The 23,985-nt window shown below is 40.5% G+C and carries 26 protein-coding genes and 1 pseudogene; 12 read left to right on the forward strand and 15 right to left on the reverse strand.

The window, feature by feature from the left end:
* Window positions 1-196: 196 nt before the first annotated feature.
* Window positions 197-1,390: an acetate/propionate family kinase gene (locus JFU56_RS10975; protein ID WP_198437325.1), complete on the forward strand. Its 1,194-nt coding sequence runs from the start codon at window positions 197-199 to the stop codon at window positions 1,388-1,390.
* Between the two features lie 198 nt (window positions 1,391-1,588).
* On the opposite strand, the pseudogene JFU56_RS23080 reads toward JFU56_RS10975, so the two are convergent.
* The 3 genes and pseudogenes from JFU56_RS23080 to JFU56_RS10985 all read right to left on the reverse strand — a co-directional run.
* Window positions 1,589-1,717, reverse strand: a pseudogene (locus JFU56_RS23080) (IS5/IS1182 family transposase); the annotation flags it as partial.
* Window positions 1,718-1,995: 278 nt separating this feature from the next.
* Complete coding sequence (locus JFU56_RS10980; protein WP_198437326.1) at window positions 1,996-2,298, reverse strand: hypothetical protein; 303 nt, start codon at window positions 2,296-2,298, stop codon at window positions 1,996-1,998.
* A gap of 9 nt (window positions 2,299-2,307) precedes the next feature.
* Window positions 2,308-2,817, reverse strand: coding sequence for a hypothetical protein (locus JFU56_RS10985; protein ID WP_198437327.1), 510 nt, complete (start codon window positions 2,815-2,817; stop codon window positions 2,308-2,310).
* 746 nt (window positions 2,818-3,563) lie between these two features.
* Here JFU56_RS10985 and JFU56_RS10990 point away from each other — a divergent pair.
* From JFU56_RS10990 to JFU56_RS11005, 4 genes are all read left to right on the forward strand, one after another.
* Entirely contained in the window at window positions 3,564-3,935 is a 372-nt protein-coding gene (locus JFU56_RS10990) for a hypothetical protein (RefSeq protein ID WP_198437328.1), read from the forward strand.
* Between the two features lie 145 nt (window positions 3,936-4,080).
* Window positions 4,081-4,629 (forward strand): cytochrome c, encoded by a 549-nt coding sequence (locus JFU56_RS10995; RefSeq protein WP_198437329.1) that lies wholly within the window; start codon window positions 4,081-4,083, stop codon window positions 4,627-4,629.
* A 25-nt stretch (window positions 4,630-4,654) separates the two neighbouring features.
* Window positions 4,655-5,095, forward strand: coding sequence for a DUF411 domain-containing protein (locus JFU56_RS11000; RefSeq protein ID WP_198437330.1), 441 nt, complete (start codon window positions 4,655-4,657; stop codon window positions 5,093-5,095).
* A 459-nt stretch (window positions 5,096-5,554) separates the two neighbouring features.
* Window positions 5,555-7,381 (forward strand): hypothetical protein, encoded by a 1,827-nt coding sequence (locus tag JFU56_RS11005; protein WP_198437331.1) that lies wholly within the window; start codon window positions 5,555-5,557, stop codon window positions 7,379-7,381.
* Window positions 7,382-7,468: 87 nt separating this feature from the next.
* Here JFU56_RS11005 and JFU56_RS11010 read toward each other — a convergent pair whose 3' ends face one another.
* Complete coding sequence (locus JFU56_RS11010) at window positions 7,469-7,735, reverse strand: DksA/TraR family C4-type zinc finger protein (RefSeq protein ID WP_198437332.1); 267 nt, start codon at window positions 7,733-7,735, stop codon at window positions 7,469-7,471.
* Between the two features lie 167 nt (window positions 7,736-7,902).
* Between JFU56_RS11010 and JFU56_RS11015 the strand changes: the two genes are divergently transcribed.
* The 4 genes from JFU56_RS11015 to JFU56_RS11030 all read left to right on the forward strand — a co-directional run bounded on the left by JFU56_RS11015 (window position 7,903) and on the right by JFU56_RS11030 (window position 10,808).
* Window positions 7,903-8,826, forward strand: a complete 924-nt coding sequence (locus JFU56_RS11015; protein WP_198437333.1) for a M14 family metallocarboxypeptidase — start codon at window positions 7,903-7,905, stop codon at window positions 8,824-8,826.
* Window positions 8,827-9,016: 190 nt separating this feature from the next.
* Complete coding sequence (gene lpxL, locus JFU56_RS11020; protein WP_198437334.1) at window positions 9,017-9,955, forward strand: LpxL/LpxP family Kdo(2)-lipid IV(A) lauroyl/palmitoleoyl acyltransferase; 939 nt, start codon at window positions 9,017-9,019, stop codon at window positions 9,953-9,955.
* A gap of 180 nt (window positions 9,956-10,135) precedes the next feature.
* Window positions 10,136-10,570, forward strand: a complete 435-nt coding sequence (locus tag JFU56_RS11025) for a bifunctional diaminohydroxyphosphoribosylaminopyrimidine deaminase/5-amino-6-(5-phosphoribosylamino)uracil reductase RibD (protein ID WP_198437335.1) — start codon at window positions 10,136-10,138, stop codon at window positions 10,568-10,570.
* Window positions 10,571-10,631: 61 nt separating this feature from the next.
* Window positions 10,632-10,808 (forward strand): hypothetical protein, encoded by a 177-nt coding sequence (locus JFU56_RS11030; protein WP_198437336.1) that lies wholly within the window; start codon window positions 10,632-10,634, stop codon window positions 10,806-10,808.
* 106 nt (window positions 10,809-10,914) lie between these two features.
* On the opposite strand, the gene JFU56_RS11035 is transcribed toward JFU56_RS11030, so the two are convergent.
* Window positions 10,915-11,379: a hypothetical protein gene (locus tag JFU56_RS11035; protein ID WP_198437337.1), complete on the reverse strand. Its 465-nt coding sequence runs from the start codon at window positions 11,377-11,379 to the stop codon at window positions 10,915-10,917.
* A gap of 85 nt (window positions 11,380-11,464) precedes the next feature.
* Entirely contained in the window at window positions 11,465-11,938 is a 474-nt protein-coding gene (locus JFU56_RS11040; RefSeq protein ID WP_198437338.1) for a cytochrome c, read from the reverse strand.
* Between the two features lie 128 nt (window positions 11,939-12,066).
* Between JFU56_RS11040 and JFU56_RS11045 the strand changes: the two genes are divergently transcribed.
* Window positions 12,067-12,687 carry a cytochrome b/b6 domain-containing protein gene (locus JFU56_RS11045; protein WP_198437339.1) on the forward strand — a complete coding sequence of 207 codons (621 nt, stop codon included), beginning with the start codon at window positions 12,067-12,069 and terminating at the stop codon, window positions 12,685-12,687.
* Window positions 12,688-12,723: 36 nt separating this feature from the next.
* Window positions 12,724-13,152, forward strand: a complete 429-nt coding sequence (locus tag JFU56_RS11050) for a MarR family winged helix-turn-helix transcriptional regulator (protein ID WP_198437340.1) — start codon at window positions 12,724-12,726, stop codon at window positions 13,150-13,152.
* 75 nt (window positions 13,153-13,227) lie between these two features.
* Here the strand turns inward: JFU56_RS11050 and JFU56_RS11055 are convergent, their stop codons facing one another.
* Genes JFU56_RS11055 through JFU56_RS11070 form a run of 4 tightly spaced genes read right to left on the reverse strand, consistent with a single transcriptional unit; the run spans window position 13,228 to window position 17,415 of the window.
* Window positions 13,228-13,833 carry a CDP-alcohol phosphatidyltransferase family protein gene (locus tag JFU56_RS11055; protein ID WP_198437341.1) on the reverse strand — a complete coding sequence of 202 codons (606 nt, stop codon included), beginning with the start codon at window positions 13,831-13,833 and terminating at the stop codon, window positions 13,228-13,230.
* Window positions 13,826-14,479, reverse strand: coding sequence for an ATP-binding cassette domain-containing protein (locus JFU56_RS11060; protein ID WP_198437342.1), 654 nt, complete (start codon window positions 14,477-14,479; stop codon window positions 13,826-13,828). Before JFU56_RS11060 ends, JFU56_RS11055 begins: the two co-directional genes overlap by 8 nt.
* Complete coding sequence (locus tag JFU56_RS11065) at window positions 14,460-16,256, reverse strand: ABC transporter permease (protein WP_198437343.1); 1,797 nt, start codon at window positions 16,254-16,256, stop codon at window positions 14,460-14,462. The genes JFU56_RS11060 and JFU56_RS11065 overlap by 20 nt, the downstream gene beginning before the upstream one ends.
* Window positions 16,257-16,269: 13 nt before the next feature.
* Window positions 16,270-17,415 carry an ABC transporter substrate-binding protein gene (locus JFU56_RS11070; protein WP_198437344.1) on the reverse strand — a complete coding sequence of 382 codons (1,146 nt, stop codon included), beginning with the start codon at window positions 17,413-17,415 and terminating at the stop codon, window positions 16,270-16,272.
* Window positions 17,416-17,650: 235 nt separating this feature from the next.
* Between JFU56_RS11070 and JFU56_RS11075 the strand changes: the two genes are divergently transcribed.
* Window positions 17,651-18,622 (forward strand): YheT family hydrolase, encoded by a 972-nt coding sequence (locus JFU56_RS11075; RefSeq protein ID WP_198437345.1) that lies wholly within the window; start codon window positions 17,651-17,653, stop codon window positions 18,620-18,622.
* A 68-nt stretch (window positions 18,623-18,690) separates the two neighbouring features.
* Here the strand turns inward: JFU56_RS11075 and JFU56_RS11080 are convergent, their stop codons facing one another.
* The 5 genes from JFU56_RS11080 to JFU56_RS11100 all read right to left on the reverse strand — a co-directional run bounded on the left by JFU56_RS11080 (window position 18,691) and on the right by JFU56_RS11100 (window position 23,759).
* On the reverse strand, window positions 18,691-19,980 hold the full coding sequence (locus JFU56_RS11080; RefSeq protein ID WP_198437346.1) for a serine hydrolase: 1,290 nt from the start codon (window positions 19,978-19,980) through the stop codon (window positions 18,691-18,693).
* Window positions 19,981-20,101: 121 nt separating this feature from the next.
* Window positions 20,102-21,319, reverse strand: coding sequence for an organoarsenical effux MFS transporter ArsJ (arsJ, locus tag JFU56_RS11085; protein WP_198437347.1), 1,218 nt, complete (start codon window positions 21,317-21,319; stop codon window positions 20,102-20,104).
* Complete coding sequence (locus JFU56_RS11090) at window positions 21,316-22,323, reverse strand: ArsJ-associated glyceraldehyde-3-phosphate dehydrogenase (protein ID WP_198437348.1); 1,008 nt, start codon at window positions 22,321-22,323, stop codon at window positions 21,316-21,318. Before JFU56_RS11090 ends, arsJ begins: the two co-directional genes overlap by 4 nt.
* A 45-nt stretch (window positions 22,324-22,368) precedes the next feature.
* Complete coding sequence (gene arsB, locus JFU56_RS11095; protein ID WP_198437349.1) at window positions 22,369-23,403, reverse strand: ACR3 family arsenite efflux transporter; 1,035 nt, start codon at window positions 23,401-23,403, stop codon at window positions 22,369-22,371.
* Between the two features lie 8 nt (window positions 23,404-23,411).
* Window positions 23,412-23,759, reverse strand: coding sequence for a metalloregulator ArsR/SmtB family transcription factor (locus JFU56_RS11100; protein ID WP_198437350.1), 348 nt, complete (start codon window positions 23,757-23,759; stop codon window positions 23,412-23,414).
* Window positions 23,760-23,985 lie beyond the last annotated feature (226 nt).

The following is a 23,985-nucleotide window of genomic DNA, read 5'->3' on the forward strand; positions in this document are numbered from 1 at the left end:
CAGCATTACGCTTGTTTTTAAATCGATATTCAGAGCGATTTTAGTCGTGCTATAGCTGTCTTAGATCAACGTAAATGTAGTTGTTAATGCATTCTAGTGAAAATTAAGTTGAATTATTCAAAAAATGTTGAATAATAGGGGCACATTATAAGTGACCTAAGTCACAACAATAGTTTGAAACAGGAATCATATTCACATGTCTAACTCATTTGTACTAGTGATCAACTCTGGTAGCTCATCTTTAAAATTCGCGGTAATCGATTCAAATACTGGAGATGCAGTTCTTAGTGGATTAGGGGAGTGTTTTGGCCTTCCTGAAGCGGTAGTTAGCTGGAAATATGAAGGACAGAAGTCTGAAGAAGCTATCACAGGCGAAGGCAATCATCATGAACTTGCAATTAAGCGTATTGTTGCATTGATCGAAACGTTAGGTCTGACTTCAGAACTTGTTGCTGTTGGTCACCGTATTGTTCATGGTGGTGAGAAATTCACTAGCACAGTAAAAATTGATGAGTCGGTATTAAACGAGATCCGTAACCTCTCTGACCTTGCACCACTGCATAACCCTGCTGGTGCAAAAGGTATTGAAGCTGCAATGATCGCTTTCCCATCATTACCACAATTCGCTGTGTTTGATACTGCATTCCACCAAACAATGCCTGCAAAAGCATTCACTGGCGCAATCTCTCACAAGCTTTACAAAGATTATGGTATTCGTCGTTATGGTTTCCACGGTACAAGCCATTATTTTGTTAGCCGTGAAGCAGCTAAAATGCTTAACAAACCAGTAGAAGAAAGCAGCTTTATCTCGGTACATTTAGGTAACGGCGCATCTGTATGTGCAATCCGTGATGGTCAAAGTGTTGATACAAGTATGGGCTTTACACCATTAGCGGGCCTTATGATGGGTACACGTTGTGGTGATTTAGATCCAGGCATCATTGAGTTCCTACTTAAAAAAGGTTGGACACAAGACGAAGTTTATAAAGAACTGAACACTAACTCAGGCTTTATGGGTGTATCGGGTCTAACAAGTGACTGCCGTGGTATTATCGATGCAATGGAAAAAGGCCATCAAGGCGCTAAATTAGCATTCCAAGTATTCACATACCGTGTAGCGAAATATATCGCGTCATACATGGTATCGCTTGAATCACTTGACGGTATTATCTTTACTGGCGGTATTGGTGAAAACGCACTGCCAATTCGTCGTGAAGTATTAGCTTACTTGAAGATTTTTGGCTATAAAGAAGATGAAAAAGCCAATGAATCTGCACGATTCGGTAATGGCGGATTGATTACTGAAGCAGGTACTCCTGCTGTTATGGTTATCCCAACCAACGAAGAATTTGTTATTGCGCAGCAGTCGGTTGAATTGCTGACGAAATAACTTTTGTCTTTTACTATTATATCTATAAGTCGCTGAATTTAAGCGGCTTTTTTATATCTGTTAAAGTGATAGTCATACAACAGTGTACAGATATGGACGCTGAACATCAGTATAATAACGATCTATAACTTGTAATTATGGAAGCTAAATTTAAACGCATATCTAGGTGTACAGTTTTACTTGACCACAACAAAGCTTTCCATGATGTTTAGTACAAGTCCATGCCTCTATGGCAGATTCGTCTACCCAAAATGTAATTGAACCACGTTGAGTTAACGCACGATTATACTCTGGCCAGTTTGTGACTTTGTTCTTCGACTTACCCATCAGATGAACCTTTTTAAATCCGTGATAATGATCGGATCACAAGATTTACGAAAGGTTCCCTGATTTAGTCAACAGCGCCCAATTAGGGCATCGATAATCCATCGGCCTTTTTGAAACTGTATTTTATTTCGAACCATGACCTAAACCTCATCACAACACACATTTAAGTATAGTTTACGAGGGCTGAGCATTAGTGGTAATCAGAAAGCCCTTTGATTAAGTTCAAAGGGCTTTTTTATACTGAATAAATTACTTATTTAATTGCGATCATGAATATTTCATTTATCTTGAAAAACTGTATTACATAAGTTAACTTGTTCTGCATACGACATTTCTGACATTAACTGTATTTGCTGCTCGGTTGCTCCTAATATTATTCCTTTGCTTTCATTATCAAGGTTATCAATCATCACCAGCATTTTACCACCTATCAAACGTAGCTTATCTGCTTTTGCTTTATTTGATTCTTTTAGTTCTATACTACAAACAGACGCAATACCAAAAACCTTTCCTGAGCTTATAAGGTCATTAGCCGAAGCGTTAAATGATACTAAAAATGCTGCTAGTATTAATTTTTTCATTTTATCACCTTACTTATCAAAATATTTAAATTCATTTTTTAGATAAGTACAGCCTGTTTCACATGCTATGTAATAACCTGTATAATTGTAATTTGCATACGTTGTGCTTTTGCTAACAACTAACGTATTTCCATCTGTGTTGTGGATTAGGCGGCTTTCAGATATATTATTGCTTCTTGTTTTTTCATGCCTTGGCTTAATGCTCTTACCGTAATTGCTATATTCAACGATAAGAGTATCAAATAACGCTATATTTCTTCTAATAATGTTATTTAAATCGTTTTGACTTTTAGCATTTATATCGTAATTCATAGAGTATTCAGATATTGCAATTTTATCTGACGATCTCAAAGTTATACTTCTATAGTTGCGACCTGTTAATGTTTTTGGATTCCAATTACAAAAGTAATTAATGTCATTAAATCTAACCTGTGCGCCCTTCTCATTACATACATCAGTGAATTCAGATGCTTGCACTGCTGGAGCAATTAGTAACGCTGCTAGTATTAATTTTTTCATTCTTTAATTCCATGCTTATATTATGACTACTATAAAATATTGAACTTTTTTAAAGTATGTCATTTAGAAACTATTTTCTCTAAATGACATACTCGACATTGATGTAGATCAAGGCGTTGTCACTTTAGGGATCGCACTATCCAGAATCATTCTTGCTTTTGTATAACCTATTTAAAGAACAACGAAGGTTTGTTGGACTTATCACGAAATATATCTCGTAAACTTAATAATTTACCTGATTACCACTGTAGTGATACGGTGAAGCTAGCCACTCGATTAGAGGCTGAAGAAGGTTTTCGATAGTAACCTTAATTGGTTTGATTATGACGGGGTAGAAAATTCAATCGATGTTGGAAAACAGATATCTCACCATAATTGTATATATTGTAACATTTATAGTGATTTACATCACAACTTCAAGTGAAAAGCTTTCATTTTTCGTGGTTGCATAGATATTTACAGTTTGTGACTGTAGTACGAGATGTGCACCAACCAACGAAGAATTCGTTATTGCGCAGCAGTCGGTTGAACTACTGTAAATCATCATTAAAAATCGATGACGTGAAACCAGCTCTTGTCGCTCCCGTCGATCAGTTAAGATAAATATGATCGGCTGAGTGATTTAAAATACCCTCTTTCGTATAGATTGAGGGTATTTTTTTGTTTGTTCGACTTATGAGTGCGCAGCATATTGACAATATAGCCAGTCTTATAGATAATTTGTCGTAATGTAGTAAAAAGAGTTTATGATGCTAATACCAACGCATTTAATCAAAGTGATCTGTTTGTTGCTCGTGAGTATTGTACTCTCAAGCATGACTGTCTACGCTCCTCTTTCTGCTCATAACCTGTCATCTAAAGTTGAAACTACCGAACATGAAGTGCATTGTGATGCTGCATGTATGATGGAAATGCCCCTAGAAGGGAGCTGCTGCGACTTTTTGGAAAGTAATATTGAAAACCAATGTTGTTTCCCAAACGCAACGACAAGTTATGCCATTATCTCTATGTCAGCGTTGAATGCTCGTCAGCCTTTTACGTTAAGCCTTATTCATCGAGACATTCCACAAGTTAGTTTAGCTATCCCAGATCTATTGTATCGACCTCCCATCGTTTAATATCAGCCTAATACCCACATCCGCACTCCTATTCGAGTGAGATATACCTATTCTTTTCGTTAACGCGTTTTAGAAAGCATTGACGATCCGAAATATTATCGAATAGAAAAATGTTTTAATGGATAATTAAAGGTTATAGATACCAGTGAAAATATTATTTTTTTGTTCTCTACTTTTATCGATCAATGCTGCCTATGCAGATAGCAAATATTCATTTGAGCAGGGTGAACATTTATTCAGAACTGCAGGTGGATACGGCTGCTCGACATGCCACGGTATGTTCGCACAAGGCGGAGGCAATATTGGCGGTGATGTCAGAGGGAAAGGTATAGACAAACTTAACAGTGCTTTAGAGAAAGAGCCAACGATGCTGCTACTTAGCAACGTGCTTAATCGAGAACAGCGAAAACTACTTTCCTCATACCTTATCGAACTAGGGAAAATGCCATCCGTAGAATGGATAATTGATGGTCAAGTTACTGGTAACAGTGCATCTATAAAAAAAGGTGTGCTAAGTCAGCTAATTCTCGTAAATAAAAGACTAGAGACAATCAAAGTAGCATTGCCGTTTGTTGCTAAATCCTCATTTATTGAGATTAAGCCATATGAAACCAAAGCAGTTCAATGGATACCTAAAGAGGGAACGATTGAACTCGTCTATAAGCAAAATGTGCAAGTTATTCAAACTAAGTAATGAATCCAAATTCAAGGAATTTAAAATGAAAACAATTACAAAATTAATTGCAATATTAACACTCACGTTTACTTCTGCTGCGTTCGCCAAACCGACGATTGAATTATACAAGTCACCATCGTGTGGTTGCTGCGTTGAATGGGCAGAAATAATGGAAGAAAAAGGCTATAAAGTGAATGTTCATCACCAACGTGACTGGAGTTCAGTGAATAAAAAATTCGGTATGCCGAGTCAATTAAACTCTTGCCACACAGCGGTTGTCGACGGCTATATGGTTGAAGGACATGTGCCAGAAAAGGATATCGCACGTTTGCTTAGCGAACGTCCGAGCGATATATCAGGCCTTACTGCTCCAGGTATGCCACAGCACTCGCCTGGCATGGCAGCACCTGGTCAAAAATACAAAGATTTTAACGTGATTGCTTTTGATAAAAATGGAAACCTGAGTTTATATACAAAGTATTAAGATAATAACGAGGTAGGGCTGCGAGTTAGCTCTACCTATACTCAGACACTTCGCTTTATTTGATATTTTAGTTATTGCTCAGCAGTCGGTTTGAACTGCTGTAAATCACCAATTTTACAAAATAGATGAGGTAAAGACCGCTCTTGTAGCGGTTTTTTTTTAATTTTTTTAATTAATTTAATCATCAATGTTGTCGCTCCTTACCTGTAAGTTTGATCTTGTTAAATATAATAAATTTGATAAAGGTCACATCTTATTAACTGCCTTTGCAACCTTAATTTAACATTAAACACTGTGTTTTGATCCCGTAGCAATACTTTATCTTGTGCGAGGAGCTGTATCGGTGTCTAGTATAGTTAGGTATGTTGATGGTATGTCCCTTTAATTTTAGTGCTCTATGTATTTACCATTTTCTTGTTTGTATTTGACTCTTTTTATTGAAGTGTTAAGGATGAAAACATGAAGAAAAAACTATTAGTCGTAGCCCTTGGCCTATCTAGCTCTATGATGTTAGGTGGTTGCGGTGGTGGAAGTGATGACAATTCGGGTTCAGCTGCCGCAGCTGCCCCTACTGCTACCCCTGTTTTTTATAATGCAAAAATAATTGACGGTTATCTAAAAAATGCAGAAGTTTGGCTCGATGTTAATGGCGATAAGCAGCTCGACAGTAATGAACCATCGACACTTTCAGGAGACGGAGGTGTTGCTACATTAGATGTCACTGGCATCGTAAGCCCACAACAATACGCTATTTATGCAAAAATTATTGTTGGTCAAACGGTAGATGAAGATGGCGATGCTATCACAAGCGATTATATGATGTCTGCGCCTCCTGGAGATACTGAAGTTACCCCTCTGTCGACCTTGGTTCATATTATCATAGAACAAAATACCGATGGTACTGAAACGCCTGAAGCACTTGAAGTAGTGAAACAAGCTGCGATAGCTGAAGTTGCAAATAACTTTGGTATTCAAGAATCGGATGTTTTAAGTGATTACATTGCAAGTGGCAGTGGCAGTACTACATTTGTAGCAAAGAATATCGTCAATTCGAAAATACTGCCCGAAGATGAAAATGAGTTTACTGTCGCTATTAGCGATGACGTTGATACCTCAGCATTTAATAAACAGGTCGCTGTTGTTAGCGATTCGATTAAAGATGTTGTTGTCGCCGTAGCGGAAGATGATCTTGCGGCGGAAGGTGATCTATTTACTAATGGTGATTTAGATACCGATACTGATACGGATGGTGTGCCTGATGCGCTTGATGCATTCGCTGCTGATGCTAGTGAATGGTTAGATAGTGATAAAGATGGCATAGGTAACAATGCAGACCCCGATGATGATAATGATGGCGTAGAAGACAGTCTTGATCCCGATCCTCTTGATCCAGCTGTCAGTGAGTATGCAGATTGTGTTATTAAATATATGCCGGAAGGTGTGTCCGTTGATGATTTCAGTGCCACTATCGCAGCCTGTGAAGGCTTACCGGAAATGGATTTACCAGGTAATGCCCTTATACGTCTTACAGGTTCAATACAACCACGTGCCTATGTATTCAATGTTGATAATACGGCCGATTTTTATCGTAATGGTATTAAATACAACCGAGTATGGAATATTAATGGAAGTGGCAATTTAGCACTTTATAATGGTGATGGACAAACGCTTAACTATCTCATGCGCCTGATTGATAATTCAAGCGAGGATTGGAAATTTGCAGTGTACGATAACGGTAAACAATCAGTCTGGACGACCAGTTACAAAGATCTTGATGTTTCTGTTGATGTTCTCGCATGTGAAGATCTTAGCTCTGGATGGAATGACGTTGCTAATGAGCCGCAGAATTACCGTAGTTACGAGCAGTTTAAACAAGCCATTACATCTTGTCAGGAAGGTAAACTTGTTGCCGACTTAAGTGCTGGTTTTATTGATCAAGGTATTATTTTGACAACGAGTGATGCGCTAAGCCCTGCTGATGATGTTGAAACGTATCAATTCAATCAAGATGGTACCGGTATGTTTACTTATAATGAAGGCGCCGGTGACATCAGCCTACCAATGAATTGGACAATCCATGAAGAAGGTATTGTTAAAGTTGTGATCGCTTATACGGATGGCGATGATAATCCGCAAACCGTACATGATTTTCTTGCCATTGTTGAAACCAACGGTATCGATTTCAGTATAAAATTCTTTAGTCGCAGCACTGAATGGCAAGGAACCGGTGATGATGCTCTCGGTGACTTATGGAGTGATGCCTTTAGCGCTGATAATATTGAATAAAAGCGTATATTTTTAGTTAAAGTTATAGCAAGAGTTAATGCCCATCTGTTTCGCTGGTGGGCATTTTTATTGGGTAATTTAAATTGACTAGCGTAATTGACTGTCTTTACTGCCACGACGATTATATCCTTCAATGGCTTTATTTTGCTTGTCTACTATCCCCTGACAAGCTACACATAACTCGACACCTGGAATAGCTTGTCTTCGCGCCTTAGGAATAAGTAGGCCACATTCACTACACTCATTAGTTAGATTCTCATGGTGAAGTCTACTGCGAGCTAGGCTGACGGCATCAGCAAGCGTTGCATCAATCTGTTCTTGTACACCACCATCTTTTGCAAAACCACCTGCCATATGTTTACCTTATTTATGATGAATAGTTTGTAATTGATAGATATATTGTAGGTTGTTTTCTTCGATTTATTTTATTAAGCATAAAACTTTCTCTTGTTAACATCATCCTTATTAGCGCATTATACTAATGTAAATATAAACATTATTATCCTAAGGAAGATTATTAGATGGATCACGAGCAAGTATATAAGATTGGAACACCAGGTCAAAAATGGACAGCTGAAGATAAAGCTACATGGCTAGCGAAGCAAAAGGTAGTTCGTACTTACAAAAAAGAAGTACTCGAGAAATTAGCACCACTGCAGCAAGACTTTGATGTTGAACAGTACGGTGCCTTGTCTTATGACCCTGCTCGCTTTCCGTTATTTGTGGTGAAAACACGTGATTGGGACAATACGAAACCGACAATATTAGTGACTGGTGGTGTCCATGGTTATGAAACCAGTGGAGTACAAGGTGCTATTCGCTTTATCGAAACTCAAGCGCTGAATTACAGTGCGCAGTTTAATATTATTGTCGCGCCTTGTGTTAGTCCTTGGGGTTATGAAACTATTAACCGTTGGAATCAAAACGCAGTCGATCCGAACCGCTCTTTCGTTGAAAGTAGTCCGGCCGAAGAGTCAGCAGCATTAATGCAATGCGTTGCCAAACTTGGTGTAAAGATCACTGCACATATCGATTTACACGAAACGACAGATACCGATAACAGTGAATTTAGACCCGCATTAGCTGCGCGTGATGCGGTTGTGCATGACAATTGGAATATTCCAGATGGGTTTTATTTAGTGGGTGATACGCTTAACCCGAACACCGAATTCCAAACGTATATTATTAATGCGGTCAGCGAAGTAACGCATATTGCACCAGCCGATGATAGCGGTCGTATTATTGGTGCAAAGCTGGCGCAATTTGGCGTGATTAATTATGCCACTAAAGCGCTTGGTTTATGCTCTGGCTTCAGTGATTGCACTTACGGTACGACGACAGAAGTCTACCCTGATAGCCCGTTAGTTGATGATGAAAACTGTATTCAAGCACAGGTTATCGCGATCACTAGTGGTCTTGATTATTTACTTCAGCACAATAAATAGTGTCCTGAATTTGAATGATAAATTTAACGTTTACAGTGATTAAACTGTAAGCGTTTGTCAGAGTTACTTAATGAAATCATTAAATACTTTATAGTGATGTCTTTTATTCTGTTTCATCATATCCATTCAACATAAATTCCACATTATGCTTTGTAGGATGCGATGAAATAATCCAATATTAGAAAGCATTATGCCAAAATTTCAAGCTCCTACCTTTACATTAGCATTACTCCATCCCAAGTTCTGGCCTGTTTGGTTCTTTGTCGGTCTGTTGGCCTTGACTGTTTTATTATTACCTTATCGCTTGTTATTACACCTTGGGCGCGGCCTTGGTTATGTTGTTATTAAGTTAGCAAAAAGCCGCGTGGCAATCGTGCAACGTAATTTAGAACTGGCTTTTCCTGATATGACCGATACTGAACGTCAAAACCTTAGCGAAGAAAATATCAAAAATACTGGTTTAGCGATGATTGAAATGGGCATTGCTTGGTTTTGGCCAACGTGGCGATTTAAAAAACACCTGATTGTAAACAACGCAGAAGAAGTATTAGCGCTAGAGCAGCAGGGGAAGGGCGTATTAGTTGTCGCAGTTCATGCTTTAAATTTAGAAATCACAGCGCGAGCATTTGCATTGTTTGCCCCTGGGTATGGTGTCTATCGTCAGCACAGTAACCCGGCGTATAATTTTATTCAGCATTGGGGGCGCACGCATCATGGTAATAAAATGGTAGATCGAAAAGATGTAAAAGGCATGTTGCGCGTACTTAGAAATGGCGGGCGTTTATGGTATCTACCTGATCAAGACTATGGCTTTGAACATGCTGTGTTTGTCCCATTTTTTGCTGTCGAAGAGGCAGCGACAACATCAGGAACGAGTATACTTGTTGATGCCAGTAAATGCGCGGTGATCACAGCATCAAGCTTTCGTAAAAATGAGACTTACACGCTCGAAATAGACCCTGATATTAGTAGTCAGTTCCCACGTCGTGATCCCGAGGGGGCTGCACGGGTGATGAATAGCGCATTAGAAAAAGTGATCCTGCGCGGACTCGATCAATGGATGTGGTTACATCGACGCTTTAAAACGATGCCTGATAATCAAAATAAGGGTATTCGTTATAAAAAATAACGACAGACTTATCCTCATCTATTTGCTGTAATTTTGTACACAGTTCGATCTTTGCAGGTAAAACGATTACCATTATGAATTAGTCTGTAGTCTGAGATGATTACATGTAACGGCAGCATGCTCGTCACTTGTAATATGTATGTTGCTGCATGATATGAATATTAGGTGAAAGGATAAGTTTTGGATTTAATGAATGATGAAAAGTTTATGCTGCGCGCATTAGCACTTTCAAAATTGGCACTACCAAATTGTCGACCTAATCCACCCGTGGGTTGTGTGTTAGTCAAAAATAACCAAATTGTCAGTGAGGGGTTTACCCAAGCACCAGGCCAACATCATGCAGAGGCACAAGCAATTGCAAACTATGAACACGGGTTAGAAGATGTTACAGCGTATGTGACATTAGAACCTTGTTCGTTTGTGGGTCGAACACCATCTTGTGCGCACACACTTGCAGGGCTTAATATTAAACGTGTTGTTGTCGCAACCGTTGATCCTGATCCACGTAACAGTGGAAAAGGAATTGCTGTGTTAACTGATGCGGGTATTGATGTGGAAATCGGTGTTTGCCAACGTGCAGTCGCTGAATTTATCAGCCCTTATTTATTGGGATAATAAATTTACATTGTGATGTATACTCAGTTGTATATTTAATTGATAGATGGATTTAGCTTAAATGAAAAAATTAGTTATAGCGATAACGACTTTAATATTTGCACTGGGATTAACGGCCTGTGCAGAATTAAAAACAGTCGGCCGTGATATTGGTCATGCAACAAGAGACGTGACAACATCAATTGGCCACGCCTCTCGGGATATTGCTAAAGACGTCAGTAATGAAGTTAAAAACTAGATGAAGTTAAATTCTATATAACAGCCTAGCTTGAAGTGCTCTAACTGGCTAATTGAGCACTTAAGACACCACTATTTCGACAAAACCTTTGTGAACCACTTACTCATCAATAACGAATAGCCTCTTTATTCGCATTACGACCTAAACGTATTCCATCTCTAATATTAAGACCAATCATGGCCAAGTTTACCATTCCAGCGATGATCTCAACAATTTGAACCGTCCAATATAAATCATTAAATTGACCTAATCCAGACCATTTTGCTAATACGATCGCAGCGGGTAATAAAATAAACACCCCATTGATGGCAGCGATCTTCATTCGCGTTTGCTTGACCTTAAATGGCCCCTTCGCCACACCAGGATATAGTTTTGCTGCGGATATACCAGTAATCATCATCGCTAAAATTAGCCCTGGGATGAACATCAAGACGCTACTTTTAACGTGGGCAATCTGCTGTGGTGTTGCGAAAAAATCGGCAACGATGGTACTTGTCAAAAACGATGTAATGAATAAAAATGCAAAAATAGCCGCCGTTTTGTGTATTTTTTTCAGTGTCTTAGTATTCATTATAAAGTCTCTCTGTAAGTGTAAATAAAGTCGTGTGACGAAGGTGAAATACTATTTTCTTATTACGATATTAATCAATTGCTTACTAGCGTGAACGGTATTGGCGATGACAATTTCTGCACGTACTGTTTGCTTGTTTCAATGCATTTTTAGCCATGCCCTTATCTTGCTGTTGTATCGCAGTATCCATGGAAACAAAGCTATTATCCATTTTGGCTAATGCACCTTTGAACTTTATATTGTTATCCCACACCTTACTTTTTGCTTTACTGCCTGATTGACTTCCCGGCACGAAAAGATACTGCAATGACGCAGAATTAGCGAGCAGATCGGCACTTAATATTTCGAGTTGCTGCCAGTCTGGTGATGACTTACCAAGTGCTCTGTCTATTTGTTTTTGTTGTTTAGCAATTTGTGAAAATGCATGTTGGCGTGATTCTACATCACGTATTTTTGTTTCTGCAGATACACTATCAGATGCTTGCGCTGACATAGCGGTTAAACCGAATGTGAGTGAAAGTACTGCTATTAATGTATTTATGCGTTTAGATACCGGCATATAAAGCTCCTGATTGAATATTTAAGTTTGTCTGAATGGACTTGCTATTTAATTTACATAAAAATCGTTGCGTGCGCAACAGTTGTCGTGTAAATTATTGTAATCGCACTTAACAACAGGGTTTTAAAATGAAAATTTGGGATTTACCAACACGGTTATATCATTGGTTACAGGCTATATTGTTTATGGCGCTGATTATTACTGGCTATAATGGCGAAGGGCCGCATATACAGTTAGGCCTAGGTTTATTTACGTTAGTGATGTGGCGGATAGTGTGGGGCATAGTTGGTAGTGAAACAAATCGTTTTAAGCAATTCGTTCGTTCGCCAAAATTTATGTGGCAATATTTTCGAGGGCAGGAAGAGCAGAGTGTTGGCCATAATCCAGCCGGTGGTTGGATGGTGGTAAGTTTATTACTTTGTTTGTTATTACAATGTATCTCAGGCTTAGTGCTTGCGGGGTTCGCTGATAGTTTACCATTGGCTGAATTATGGTTAACAGATTGGCTTTTCGATATTTTTTCTTTAATTCACGATTGGCTGTTTTACGTTTTACCGCTATTAATCTTTATGCATGTTAGTGCGATTATCGGTTATAAGTTATGTGATAAACCCTTGTTATTGGCGATGTTCACGGGTTATCAAGCTAAATATACAGCCATTTCTATACGCTTTGAATCAAATTTAAAAGCCTTATTGGTGCTTATTGTGACAGTATTCGTTACCATAGCATTAGTTACGCGTTCATAATTAGTGCTGCGTGTTCATAATTAGCATAGGTACAAAATGGAAAACAAGTTTGACCGTCAAAAAAGCTTTGGTTGGTTACTTAATGTAGTTGCGAATAAAGCAGCAAAAGATTTTGATAACGAATTAAAAAAACAAGGCTTATCGATAGCGCTGTGGCCGACATTAATGTGTCTGTGGGAAGAAGAGGGCGTGACACAACGTGAAATAGCCTTAAAATCTAAAGTCGAAAGCTCGACGACAACCCGCACATTAGATAAATTAGTCACTTTAGGATTGGTTGAACGCAGAGAAGATCCGAATAGTCGTCGCTCTTTTCGTATCTATTTAACGGATGCTGGGCGCGCTTTAAAAGCGGATTTACTGCCAATCCCTATGGCGATTAATGCTAATTTACTTAGCGCGTTAGAAGGCGAAGAGCAACAAGAAATAGTACGCTTATTACAAAAAGTAGTAGCTGAGATTTAATACACGCGAAGGTAATTCATAGGGCTTAGATTCAGCCCTTGTTCTTGCTTAAATCGAACTGTATTCGGTGTTATGCTACTTTAGGGTTTGATAGCCAGCCCAAATACGCGTCGCTGTTGTGATCCAGCATAGCGCCGCGAACGTGTAAGCAATGATGGCAAAGTATTGTGGTAATAAGCACACTAAAATAAAGCAGAATATTGTTTCGGTGCCTTCGGTTAGTCCACCTATGTAGTACATAGATTTATGTTTATAAACCGGATTTTCGATGTTTTGCTTACTCGCCATGATCGCAAAAGCTAAAAAGCTGGTACCAGTGCCAATAAACGCGAAAATCAAAAATGCACCTGCGACGGCGTTAGCGCCAGGGTCGGCCACCACAAAGCCAAACGGCACCAATGAATAAAATAGAAAATCCAAAGTAATATCTAAAAAACCACCACTGTCACTAATTCCTTGTATACGTGCGACAGCGCCATCGACCGCGTCAAGTATGCGATTTAAAGCGATGAATACCAAGGCGATATTGTATTCTTGCAGTGCTAATGCTGGAAAGCACATCAACCCAAGCACAAACCCTAATAAGGTGACTTGATCGGCTTTTATACCGGCCTTATGTACCAGTTTGGCCGTAGTGTTGATCGGCCAACGGATAATTTTAATTGTATAACGATCAAGCATTTTGAGTTTCCTTATTCCAAGGCCAGTGTAGGCATTGACTCCCTGTTGGGACATCGTCAGCGTCATGCGTTACCATTAATACGGGCAGTTGTCTGCTGACTGTTTGGGCAAATACCCAATTTCTAAATTCGCTGCGTAATGATTTGTCTAATTTGCTAAATGGTTCATCGAGTAATACCACGGCAGGTTCGGCAAGTAGCATGCGCATCATACTAATTCGCGCACGTTGGCCGCCAGATATTTGCATGGGTGATTTATCTGCCAATTCGGCTAGGTTGAGGTCGCTTAGTGTTTTTAGTGCTTGGGCTTTTCGCTGTGATTTTTTGACCTGGTTGGGTAGTGCGATCGCTAAATTTTCCCAAACATTTAAATGGGGGAATAATAAATCATCTTGAAATAAGATACCGATATTACGTTTTTCCGCAGGTAATGTCGTTAATAATCGCTGCTGGTAATAACATTCACCTTGATAGCTAAAATCAGCTGACTTATGTCCAGCGATAGCGCTTAATAAACTCGACTTTCCACAGCCACTCGGCCCCATTAATGTTAATATTTCACCGGGTTTCACAGTAAACGAGATAGGTGCAAACAAAGGTTGTTTGTTATTATCAAGAATACAGAGGTTATTTACTGATAGAGACATTGCGTGTCGTTACTCTACTATTTGTTGATGTTGATGTTGATGACGAGTTCGGCGCTGAGTTCGTCGTATTAGTATGATGATTTGAGCCTGCGCTTTGTTGTTCGAGTGAGCCCGTTTTACGGCTTACCAGTATCGCGATAATATAAAATATGAACGGTGTAATTGATTGTAATAACGCATAAATGGCACTTATTCTACGATCTTGTCCACTCGATAACGCGACCGCCTCGGTTGTTAAGGTTGATATACGCCCAGCCCCTAGCATTAATGTTGGTAGGTATTGCGCTAGACTGACACTGATCCCTACTGCCCAAGCTATCCAAATAGCCGGGAGTAATAATGGCCGTTTGATCTGCCACCAGGTTTTAAACGGCGACATGCCTAAACTCAGTGCAACATTATCTAAACGTTGATCGTAACTGCGCCATGGCCCATCAAGTGCAAGGAAGATATAAGGGAAAGCAAAGAAGATATGTGCCCAGATCACCCACAAATAATAATACTGATTAGCGATGTATAACGTCGCCACTTGAATACCGAATAATAAGGACAGCTGCGGGGCCAGCATCGGGATTGCAATTAACAACCTTGGTACTTTTAACCGTCGTTTATTGGTTTCTGCTTTAGCGCTATGTTCATGCACAATAATCGCGAATATTAAAGCTATCGTGGCGCTAACTAACGCGATTATCATGCTATTAGCGATAATGTCGAGTAAGTAATGCCATTCTTGTTGCCAAAACCGCAGTGACCAACGAGAAGGGGTTATATCTGGGAATCGCCAGCGTTGTGCAAACGACCAGATTAATAGTATAGGCAAGGTAATAAGGGCGATAAGGTAAGTGACGATAATAATACTTTTACCACCAATTGGCAGCGAATAGCGCCCATTTGATTGCCAAGTCTTACATTTTACCGTTATTAACCACTCCGCAAAGCGGATACTAAACAGGGTGAACAAGCATAGTAGTGATAATACTAACGCACCAGCAGAGGCTTTAGGTAGTGTGGCAAGATCGGCGTCGTTGAGCCATTGCCATACCAACACAGCGAGTGTTGGCGGCTGTGTAGGACCAATGATAAGGGCGACATCCACCACAGAAATACTATAAGCCATCACGGCAAACAATGAGAAACGGATCTTAGGTAACCATTGCGGCAAGATGAGTTTTTGCCATGCTTGGGCATTGTTATAACTCAAGCTCTGCGCCGTGATAAGCGTGGTATTAATATTTAATTGTTTGAGAAGTGGAATACTCATGAACAGTAGAAAGGGGATTTCTTTCAGTGTTAGCGCGACAATGAGGCCAAGACCATATTGATCATGAATTAATTGCCAGTGTATTTGCTCACCAAATATCCGGGCAATAAAGCCACTGGGGGTGAATAGGAATGCAAAACCGACCGCAAACGCAACATGTGGCAGCGCCATAATAGGCGCCAATAAAGTTTCTATTTTTTTCCACCATCGGCTATGCCAGCAAGATTGTAAAATAGCGAAGCAACAGACTGCAGATAATAATGTACTAGCAATACTGACAAATAAAGTCAGTATGATGGATTGGTCTAACCCCGGCCAAGCAAGCAGGGTATTAAAACCAGTAAATGAAAATGTGTATTGATCAATCGCGGGGATATAACCGAAGGCGGAAAAAATTAGTCCAACCAGCCCAGGCAATAAAGGTAAAAAACTAATAATGACCGTCAGCAGCACAACCATTTTAAAAGTGATGGATGCGACTGACTGGCTGTTTACTGATTTTAATAAAGCGTTCAATTCATATCCGTAGCTAGTGTCCGTAGCGTTTTTGCCATTCAGCTTCAAGTGCTGCTTGCCAACTTGGGTGTGGTTCTGGGATTGATTTAAACAATTTGGTTTTTTGTGCCGAACCAGTGATGTGCTGCGGTGCTAATACTGTAGGGTCGCCCCAAATCGCTAAATCCCCTTTACGAGACTGTGCTTCAGGGCTTAATAAGAAGTTAATCGCCACGAGTGCGCCTTCTTTCGCTGCTGCATTCCATGGTATTGAGAGGAAATGGATGTTCGATAATGCACCGGCTTTCATTGCATAAGCAACCGTGGTATCGCTGAGCTTGCCACTCTGCTGTGATGTGGTCGCTTCATTGGGATTAAACGAAATGGCAATATCGAGTTCGCCATCATCGAGCAGTTGAATAGTTTCAGATGCGCTACTTGGGAATTGTTTACCTTGATGCCAAGCAACGGCATTTAATTTGTCGATATAATCCCATAACGGTGCCGATATCGCGGTGAACGTCTGAGTATCTACGGGCATATATAACTTTGTGTTATCACTGGCTAACTCTAACAAGGCCGCTTTTAAAAAGCTGGTGCCGTGAAATGAGGGTGGTTTTGGGTAAGTAATTTTATTTGGGTGCTCAATTGCGTAAGCAAGCAATTCGTTAAAACTTGTTGGTGGGTTATCTAAGTTTTCAGTGTCATAAATAAACACGAGCTGACCAAGCCCCCAAGGTGCTTCTAATCCGAGAGTGGGTTCTGAAAAGTCGCTGTCGACAGGTAAGGTTTTGTCAACATAGCGCCAGTTAGGTAATTGTGTGGCGAATGACTCTGTAATAAGGTCATAGCGCTTCATTGATTTGAAGTTTTCACCGTTTACCCAAACCATATCAACACTGCCGTTAGTATTCTTTTTTGCGGTTTTCTCTGCGGCTAAGCGGGTGATGGCTTCGGCAATATCACCGACTTTAACGTGCTTAAGGTGCACGCCGTATTCACTGCTTAACCGTTTATCAGCCCAACGTAAGTAGTTATTGATTTCAGGGCTGCCACCCCATGCATAAAAATAAACGGTTTGTCCTTTGGCTTTTTGTTCTACAGTTGGCCAATCTAGGTCTGTGGCTTGGCCAAGTGCACTGATTAACAATAAGCTAAAACCAACGAATAGTTTATGCATGAAATTTCCTTTTTCTAGTTGAGCGAACATGACTGCCTGCAATGTCTATAAAATGAATTATAACGCATTGTAATCATATTCATATACTCATCTTAGTTGTAGCTAGTTAAATTACATCAAGATGTTAGAAGTGTGACTCGCTCGGGCATGGATATGACAGAACAGAATTACCTAAGGTAAATAATGCTGTACAGTTAAGGCTTCATTTTGGGTTAAGAGCGTAGCAGCGAAAAGTATGACTAAATTTAAACCAGCACAGGGCCTGAGCAATAACCACCTGCAATCTATGTTGTCTAGCTCTGGCCCTAGAAAATATTTCGAGAAACGACGTGCTAACCAATTACTCTGCTTGGCAAAGCAGCATATTATCACCACGCCGCAAGGGGTTAGATTAGAGGGTTTTTTAAGCCGAAATAACACCACTACACCATCGAAAGGACTTGCTGTAATCTTACATGGTTGGGAAGGCTGTGCTGATTCGTTGTATGTATTATCCAGTGGCCAAAAGTTACTTGATGCGGGCTACGATGTGTTTCGTCTTAACTTTCGCGATCATGGTGATACCCACCATTTAAACGCGGAACTATTTAACTCGTCACGTTTAGAAGAGGTGGCTGAAGCGGTTAAATACCTTTGCCATCATTTTGGTGGTAACCATAACGTGTTATGTGGTTATTCACTCGGTGGTAATTTCTGTTTACGCGTAGCAAATACCGCCAAGTCTGCGGGTATTGCGTTACACCAAGCGATTGCGATCTGTCCTGTGTTACATCCAACCACCACTATGGCCGAATTAAGTGCCGGTTTTCCATTATATGAGCAGTACTTCGTCGCCAAGTGGAAACGTTCTTTAGTCAAAAAGTTACGCTATTATCCACAGTTAGGTTATGGCAAAGCATTGAAAAAACTAAAGACACTCGATGAAATGAATTTATTTTTTGTTGATCGTTATACAAACTTTACCAGTCGAGATGAATACTTTGAGGCTTACTCGGTTGTTGATGCAGGGTTGAGCCAACTGGCAATACCAACCACGATCATTACGTCTGAAGACGATCCTATGATCCCACCTGGTCACCTCGCTCAGTTACACCAATCGCAATGGCTGACCATCGATCTACAAGCTAAAGGCGGGCACTGTGCGTTTATTAAAAATTGGAAGTTTGAAAGCTGGGCCAGTGAGCGTATTGCCCAGCTTGTAGAATAGCGAACTGTGAATAGGTGAATAGGTGAATAGGTGAATAGTTGAACAGTAAAATAGTAGAATAATCGTGTTTAGCGCGAGCAATGCTTATTGATATTCGCCATGAAATTGATTAATGACGGCACATGATTCGCCACAAACGGTAGCCCTGTATTAACTAAAGAGACTGTAATATCACGTTCAGGGTCAGCCCACAATAGTTTATTAATCAAACCGATATGACCAAATGCCTGAGCACTATTTATACCCCATAAACCGACAGGGCTTGCGCCGAGCATCATGCCAGCGCTATAACGCATTGGCGCCATCAGCGTACGATCAAATTCGAGTGTGCCCGTTTCTTGGGTCAAACCTTGTACTGTTACCGGCTGGCATATTTGTTTGCCTTCCCAGACTCCATCATTTAATAGCATTTGATAGAAACGCCCCATTTCTTCTGCTGTTCCCATTAGGTTTGCAGACGGTATGACTGCTTGTTGAAAAATGGCGGTATTACTGACTTCGGCCACATGCTCAAATGAACCACCTAATACCCGTTTAATAAAGTATGAAATCGGGTACATGGCTTTGATTCCAGTCGCGTAGTTATCCGCTAAAGCACAGGCTTCTGTGTCATCTAAGCCATAGCAAAAGTATTTCATTTGCATTGGTTTTCGCACTCTTAAATCAAGAAATTTTTGTATGCTCATACCACTGGCTTGCTTAATTATGCGCTCTAAAATATAGCCGCCACTTACCGCGTGATAAGCGAGTTTACCCACTTCTGTTGTCGGTAATTGTTTGGCGCAAAGCTGCTGCCAAATTTCATCATTGTCGGCCAGCGCATTAATACCCAGTGAACTTGGCATCGTTGACATACCACTGCGATGCGATAAGACTTGATGGATAGTGATGCCCTGTTTACCGTGTTGGCCAAATTCAGGTAAATGTGTGCTCACCGTATCGTGTAAATTGATGAGCTTATCTTCATTGAGCAAATGGATTAAAAATGCTGTCACTGCCTTTGATCCCGAGAAATAACAAATAGGCGTCTCAGGTTGCATTAATCGGGCATCTATATCTGCTTTTTCATTGGGCTTATGGCCATTAGCATAGCCAATAGAACGGCTTAAAATAATCTTACCCTGGCGGCGAAAACACAGCGATATAGCGGGGTGGGTTGCCGTTTTATAGATCTCTTCGACGGATTGCCAGATCGCATCGACGCCATCACGGGTCATGCCAACGGATAAAGGTTCCACTTCTTCGTCTCGATTAATCGTTGTTACAGTGGCGAGTGATTCTGGTAGGTGTATGGTATTGCCAAAGCGCAAATACCTGTTTGCGCGTACTAAATTTTTTAATCCAAAATCAATAATCATGTCGCTAACTCAAGTTGTAGGGTATACAAATGAAGATAGAGTTATATTTTAGAATAAACAATTAGGTTTGAATTTAATTTAACGGCCAGCGTAAACTGGCCTGATGTGAGGGGCGTGCTTCCTAACGTTTTAACTTTAATGCAATGCCAGCTGAAATAGTGATAAATAGCGCCGAGATCCATAAGCACATTTCCAAACCGTAAACTTGAAATACCCAGCCTGACAACAGAGTACCAATCAATCGACCCATCGCATTCGCCATATAGTAAAAGCCAACGTCCATCGACACGCCATCACTGTCAGCTAAACTGACAATTAAGTAGCTGTGTAATGATGAGTTAATCGCGAACAACCCGCCGAAAACTAATAAACCAATGACAATGGAAAATTGCACGTAGAATTGGTAGTGCAGGGCAATGGCGATCAATACCGGTACCACCGCTAAGTAACCAGCCCAACGTGCTGCAGCCTGGGGCGCTGGCGTGTTGCCAGTAAAGCGTGGCGCGATTGACTGCACCATGCCATAACCAATAACCCAACTTGCCATAAAGCCGCCAACCCACCAATGATCCCAGTTAAAGGTCGTTGCCAGGAACACTGGCAGGGCGACGACAAACCAGACATCACGTGCACCAAATAGAAATAACCGCGCAGCTGACAATAGGTTTATCGAGCGGCTTTTGGAAAATATTTCGGTAAACTTTGGTTTGTTTTTGGCTTTACCTAATTCAGCTTTTAAACTGATTAAGCTCCAGATCCAGACGAGCAATAACATCGCCGCCATGAGCAGAATGGCCTGTTTAAAACCAAATGCCGTTAGCAGTACACCACCTAAGAAAAAGCCGACGCCTTTGAGCGCATTTTTAGATCCCGTTAAGACCGCCACCCAGTGGTAGAGCTTACTGTCACTATTGTTATGAATATCGTCACTGCTTTTTGGTACTAACAACTTAATGGCACTTTTGGCGCTCATCTTATTCAAGTCTTTGGCAATACCAGATAAAGCTTGTGCGATCATCACATAAACGACAGTCAACATGTCAGCGGGTACAGCTAACATCACCAAGGCTATTATTTGCATCGCCAAGCCAATGTTCATGGTTTTATTGAGGCCTAAACGCGCCCCTAACCAGCCACCAATTAAATTAGTGATGACGCCGAACACTTCATAAAACACAAATAACATGGCGATATTAATCGGGCTGTAACCCAGCTGGTGGAAATACAGCACGACCAACATGCGCAATGCGCCGTCAGTTAAGGTGAACGCCCAATAATTACCGGTAATGATAAGATATTGTTTTATTTGAGGGGAAATACCCGCTAACGCTTTTATCATTTGTCTGAACGACCAACCATGCGCGCTAATTCAGCTGCGCGATTGGCATAACCCCACTCGTTGTCATACCACGCATAGATCTTAACTTGTGTACCATTAACGACCATCGTTGATAACGCATCAATAATACTTGAGCGTGGGTCTGTCTTGTAATCAATAGACACTAATGGGCGTTCTTCATAGCCTAATATGCCTTTTAGTTCTGCTTTCGCTGCTTGCTTGAAGTAACCATTCACTTCTTCTGCCGTCGTTTCACGTTCCACTTCGAAAACACAGTCAGTCAATGAAGCATTTGCTAGCGGTACGCGGATAGCATGACCGTTTAGCTTACCAGTTAATTCAGGGAATATATTGGTGATAGCTGTTGCAGAACCTGTTGTTGTTGGTATTAATGATGTGCCACAAGCACGCGCACGGCGTAAATCAGCATGGGGTGCATCAAGAATGGTTTGGGTGTTGGTGATGTTGTGAATCGTCGTCATTGAACCGTGTTTAATGCCGAGCTTTTCTTTTAACACTTTAACCACAGGGGCTAGGCAGTTAGTCGTGCATGACGCTGCAGTTACAATTGGGTGTAGGTCTTTGTTATATAGGTTATCGTTGACCCCCATGACGACGTTTAATACACCTTCTTCTTTCACTGGCGCAGTTACTACTACACGTTTAACGCCTTGGTCTAAGTAAGCTTGTAATAGTGCACTGGTTTTTATTTTACCTGACGCCTCAAGCACAACATCACAACCAGACCAATCGGTATCAGCAACGGCAGTATTACGAGTGCAAGGAATAAAGTGGTCGGCAATGATCATGCGATCACCAAGAAAATCAGCCTGATGTTCCCAGCGACCATGAATTGAATCAAAGTTAAGTAAGTGTGCCAACGTTTCTGCATTACCTGCAGGATCATTGATTTGGACAATCTCAACGTCATCCCAGTTGAACGCCGCACGCATTGCTAGGCGACCCATACGACCAAAGCCGTTAATACCGATTTTAATAGTCATTTTATTCTCCATAATGTAGATGCTTTAATTATATAGATGCTTTATTTATTGTTCATCTTTTGAATAGCTAAACGAATTTTGGCTGCGGTTAATAATGGCAACCAGCGATAACATAATGGGTACCTCGACAAGTACACCAACCACAGTGGCAAGTGCAGCGCCCGAATGCAAACCGAATAACGAAATAGCCACCGCTACCGCGAGTTCAAAGAAATTTGATGTACCAATCAAACATGCAGGTCCGGCGATGTTATGCGGTAGTTTTAGTTTTTTAGCTGCCAAAAACGTGATAGCAAAGATCATGTAGGTCTGCAGCGCCAGCGGAATAGCGATAAGTACGATGGTCGTAGGGTCGTTGATGAGTGTATTGGCCTGAAAACCAAACAGTAAAACCACAGTCGCTAACAAGCCTAAAATAGACCAAGGCTTTAGTTTAGCAAGTACGTGTGAGATAGCCGCATCATCATTGCCTTTGTTTAACCTTTTACGGGTCAGAACGCCTGCAATTAATGGTAGTACCACATAGAGTACAACAGAGAATAGCAAGGTTTCCCAAGGCACGTTGATATCACTGACTTCCAGTAAAAAGGCGGCGATAGGGGCAAATGCAAATACCATAATGATATCGTTCACCGATACTTGTACTAAAGTATAGTTAGCATCGCCTTTGGTCAGTTGTGACCATACAAATACCATCGCAGTACAAGGTGCTACACCCAGTAAGATCATACCAGCGATATATTCTTGCGCAGAGCTAGGATCAACCATGTCAGCGAAGAAAACCTTGAAAAATAACCAGGCAAAAGCAGCCATGGTAAAAGGTTTAATGATCCAGTTGATAAAGACTGTGAGGAATAAGCCTTTTGGATTTTTACCGACGTCTTTAATGGCTGAAAAGTCTATTTGCACCATCATTGGATAAATCATGATCCAGATAAAGACTGCGACAACTAAGTTAACGTGCGCTATTTCTAACCCTGCGATTAACTGAAAAGCGTCTGGTTGCCAAACGCCAAGAATAACCCCTGCAGCGATAGCAAGCGCTACCCATACTGATAAATACCGTTCAAATATACCCATGTTTTTTCCTACCCGCAGAGTTGTTGTGTACGCTCTGGGCGTTTACCCATGTCGTTTAGTCGTTGTATGTCAGCACTCACTAAACTGTTATTTTGCTGTGAACTCAAATCTAAAATAGTTTTTTGCCATGCTGGTAGTGCTGGGTTAATGGCGTAGAACACCCATTGTTTATACTTTCTACCAACTAATAATCCTGACTTGCGCAGTTGCGCTAAATTACGCGAAATACTCGGCTGACTTGCGGTTAGCGCAGATATTAATTCACATACACAGAGCTCTTTTTCAATATCAATTAACATTAATATTCTGAGTCGGGTTTCATCTGAGAGAATTTTAAAAAGTTGTGTTGGTTCCATATCGATTCACTTATATGTGCGTTTTGTTATATACAGTATATGCGCCAAAAGTTATATGCGTCAAATGTTATATACACTATTTGTTATATTCATTGTTTGCTTTGTATGTAGAGTGTTTACGAAGCTTGCCCCGTAAGAATAAATATGTAGGTTAGTTGGACGATTAATAGGCAGGCAGATATAAACATTAGTTATATGTAATATAAATTTAACGCTTAAGTAGTAT

The sequence above is a fragment of the Moritella sp. F3 genome (assembly GCF_015082335.1).
Taxonomy (GTDB): Bacteria; Pseudomonadota; Gammaproteobacteria; order Enterobacterales; family Moritellaceae; genus Moritella.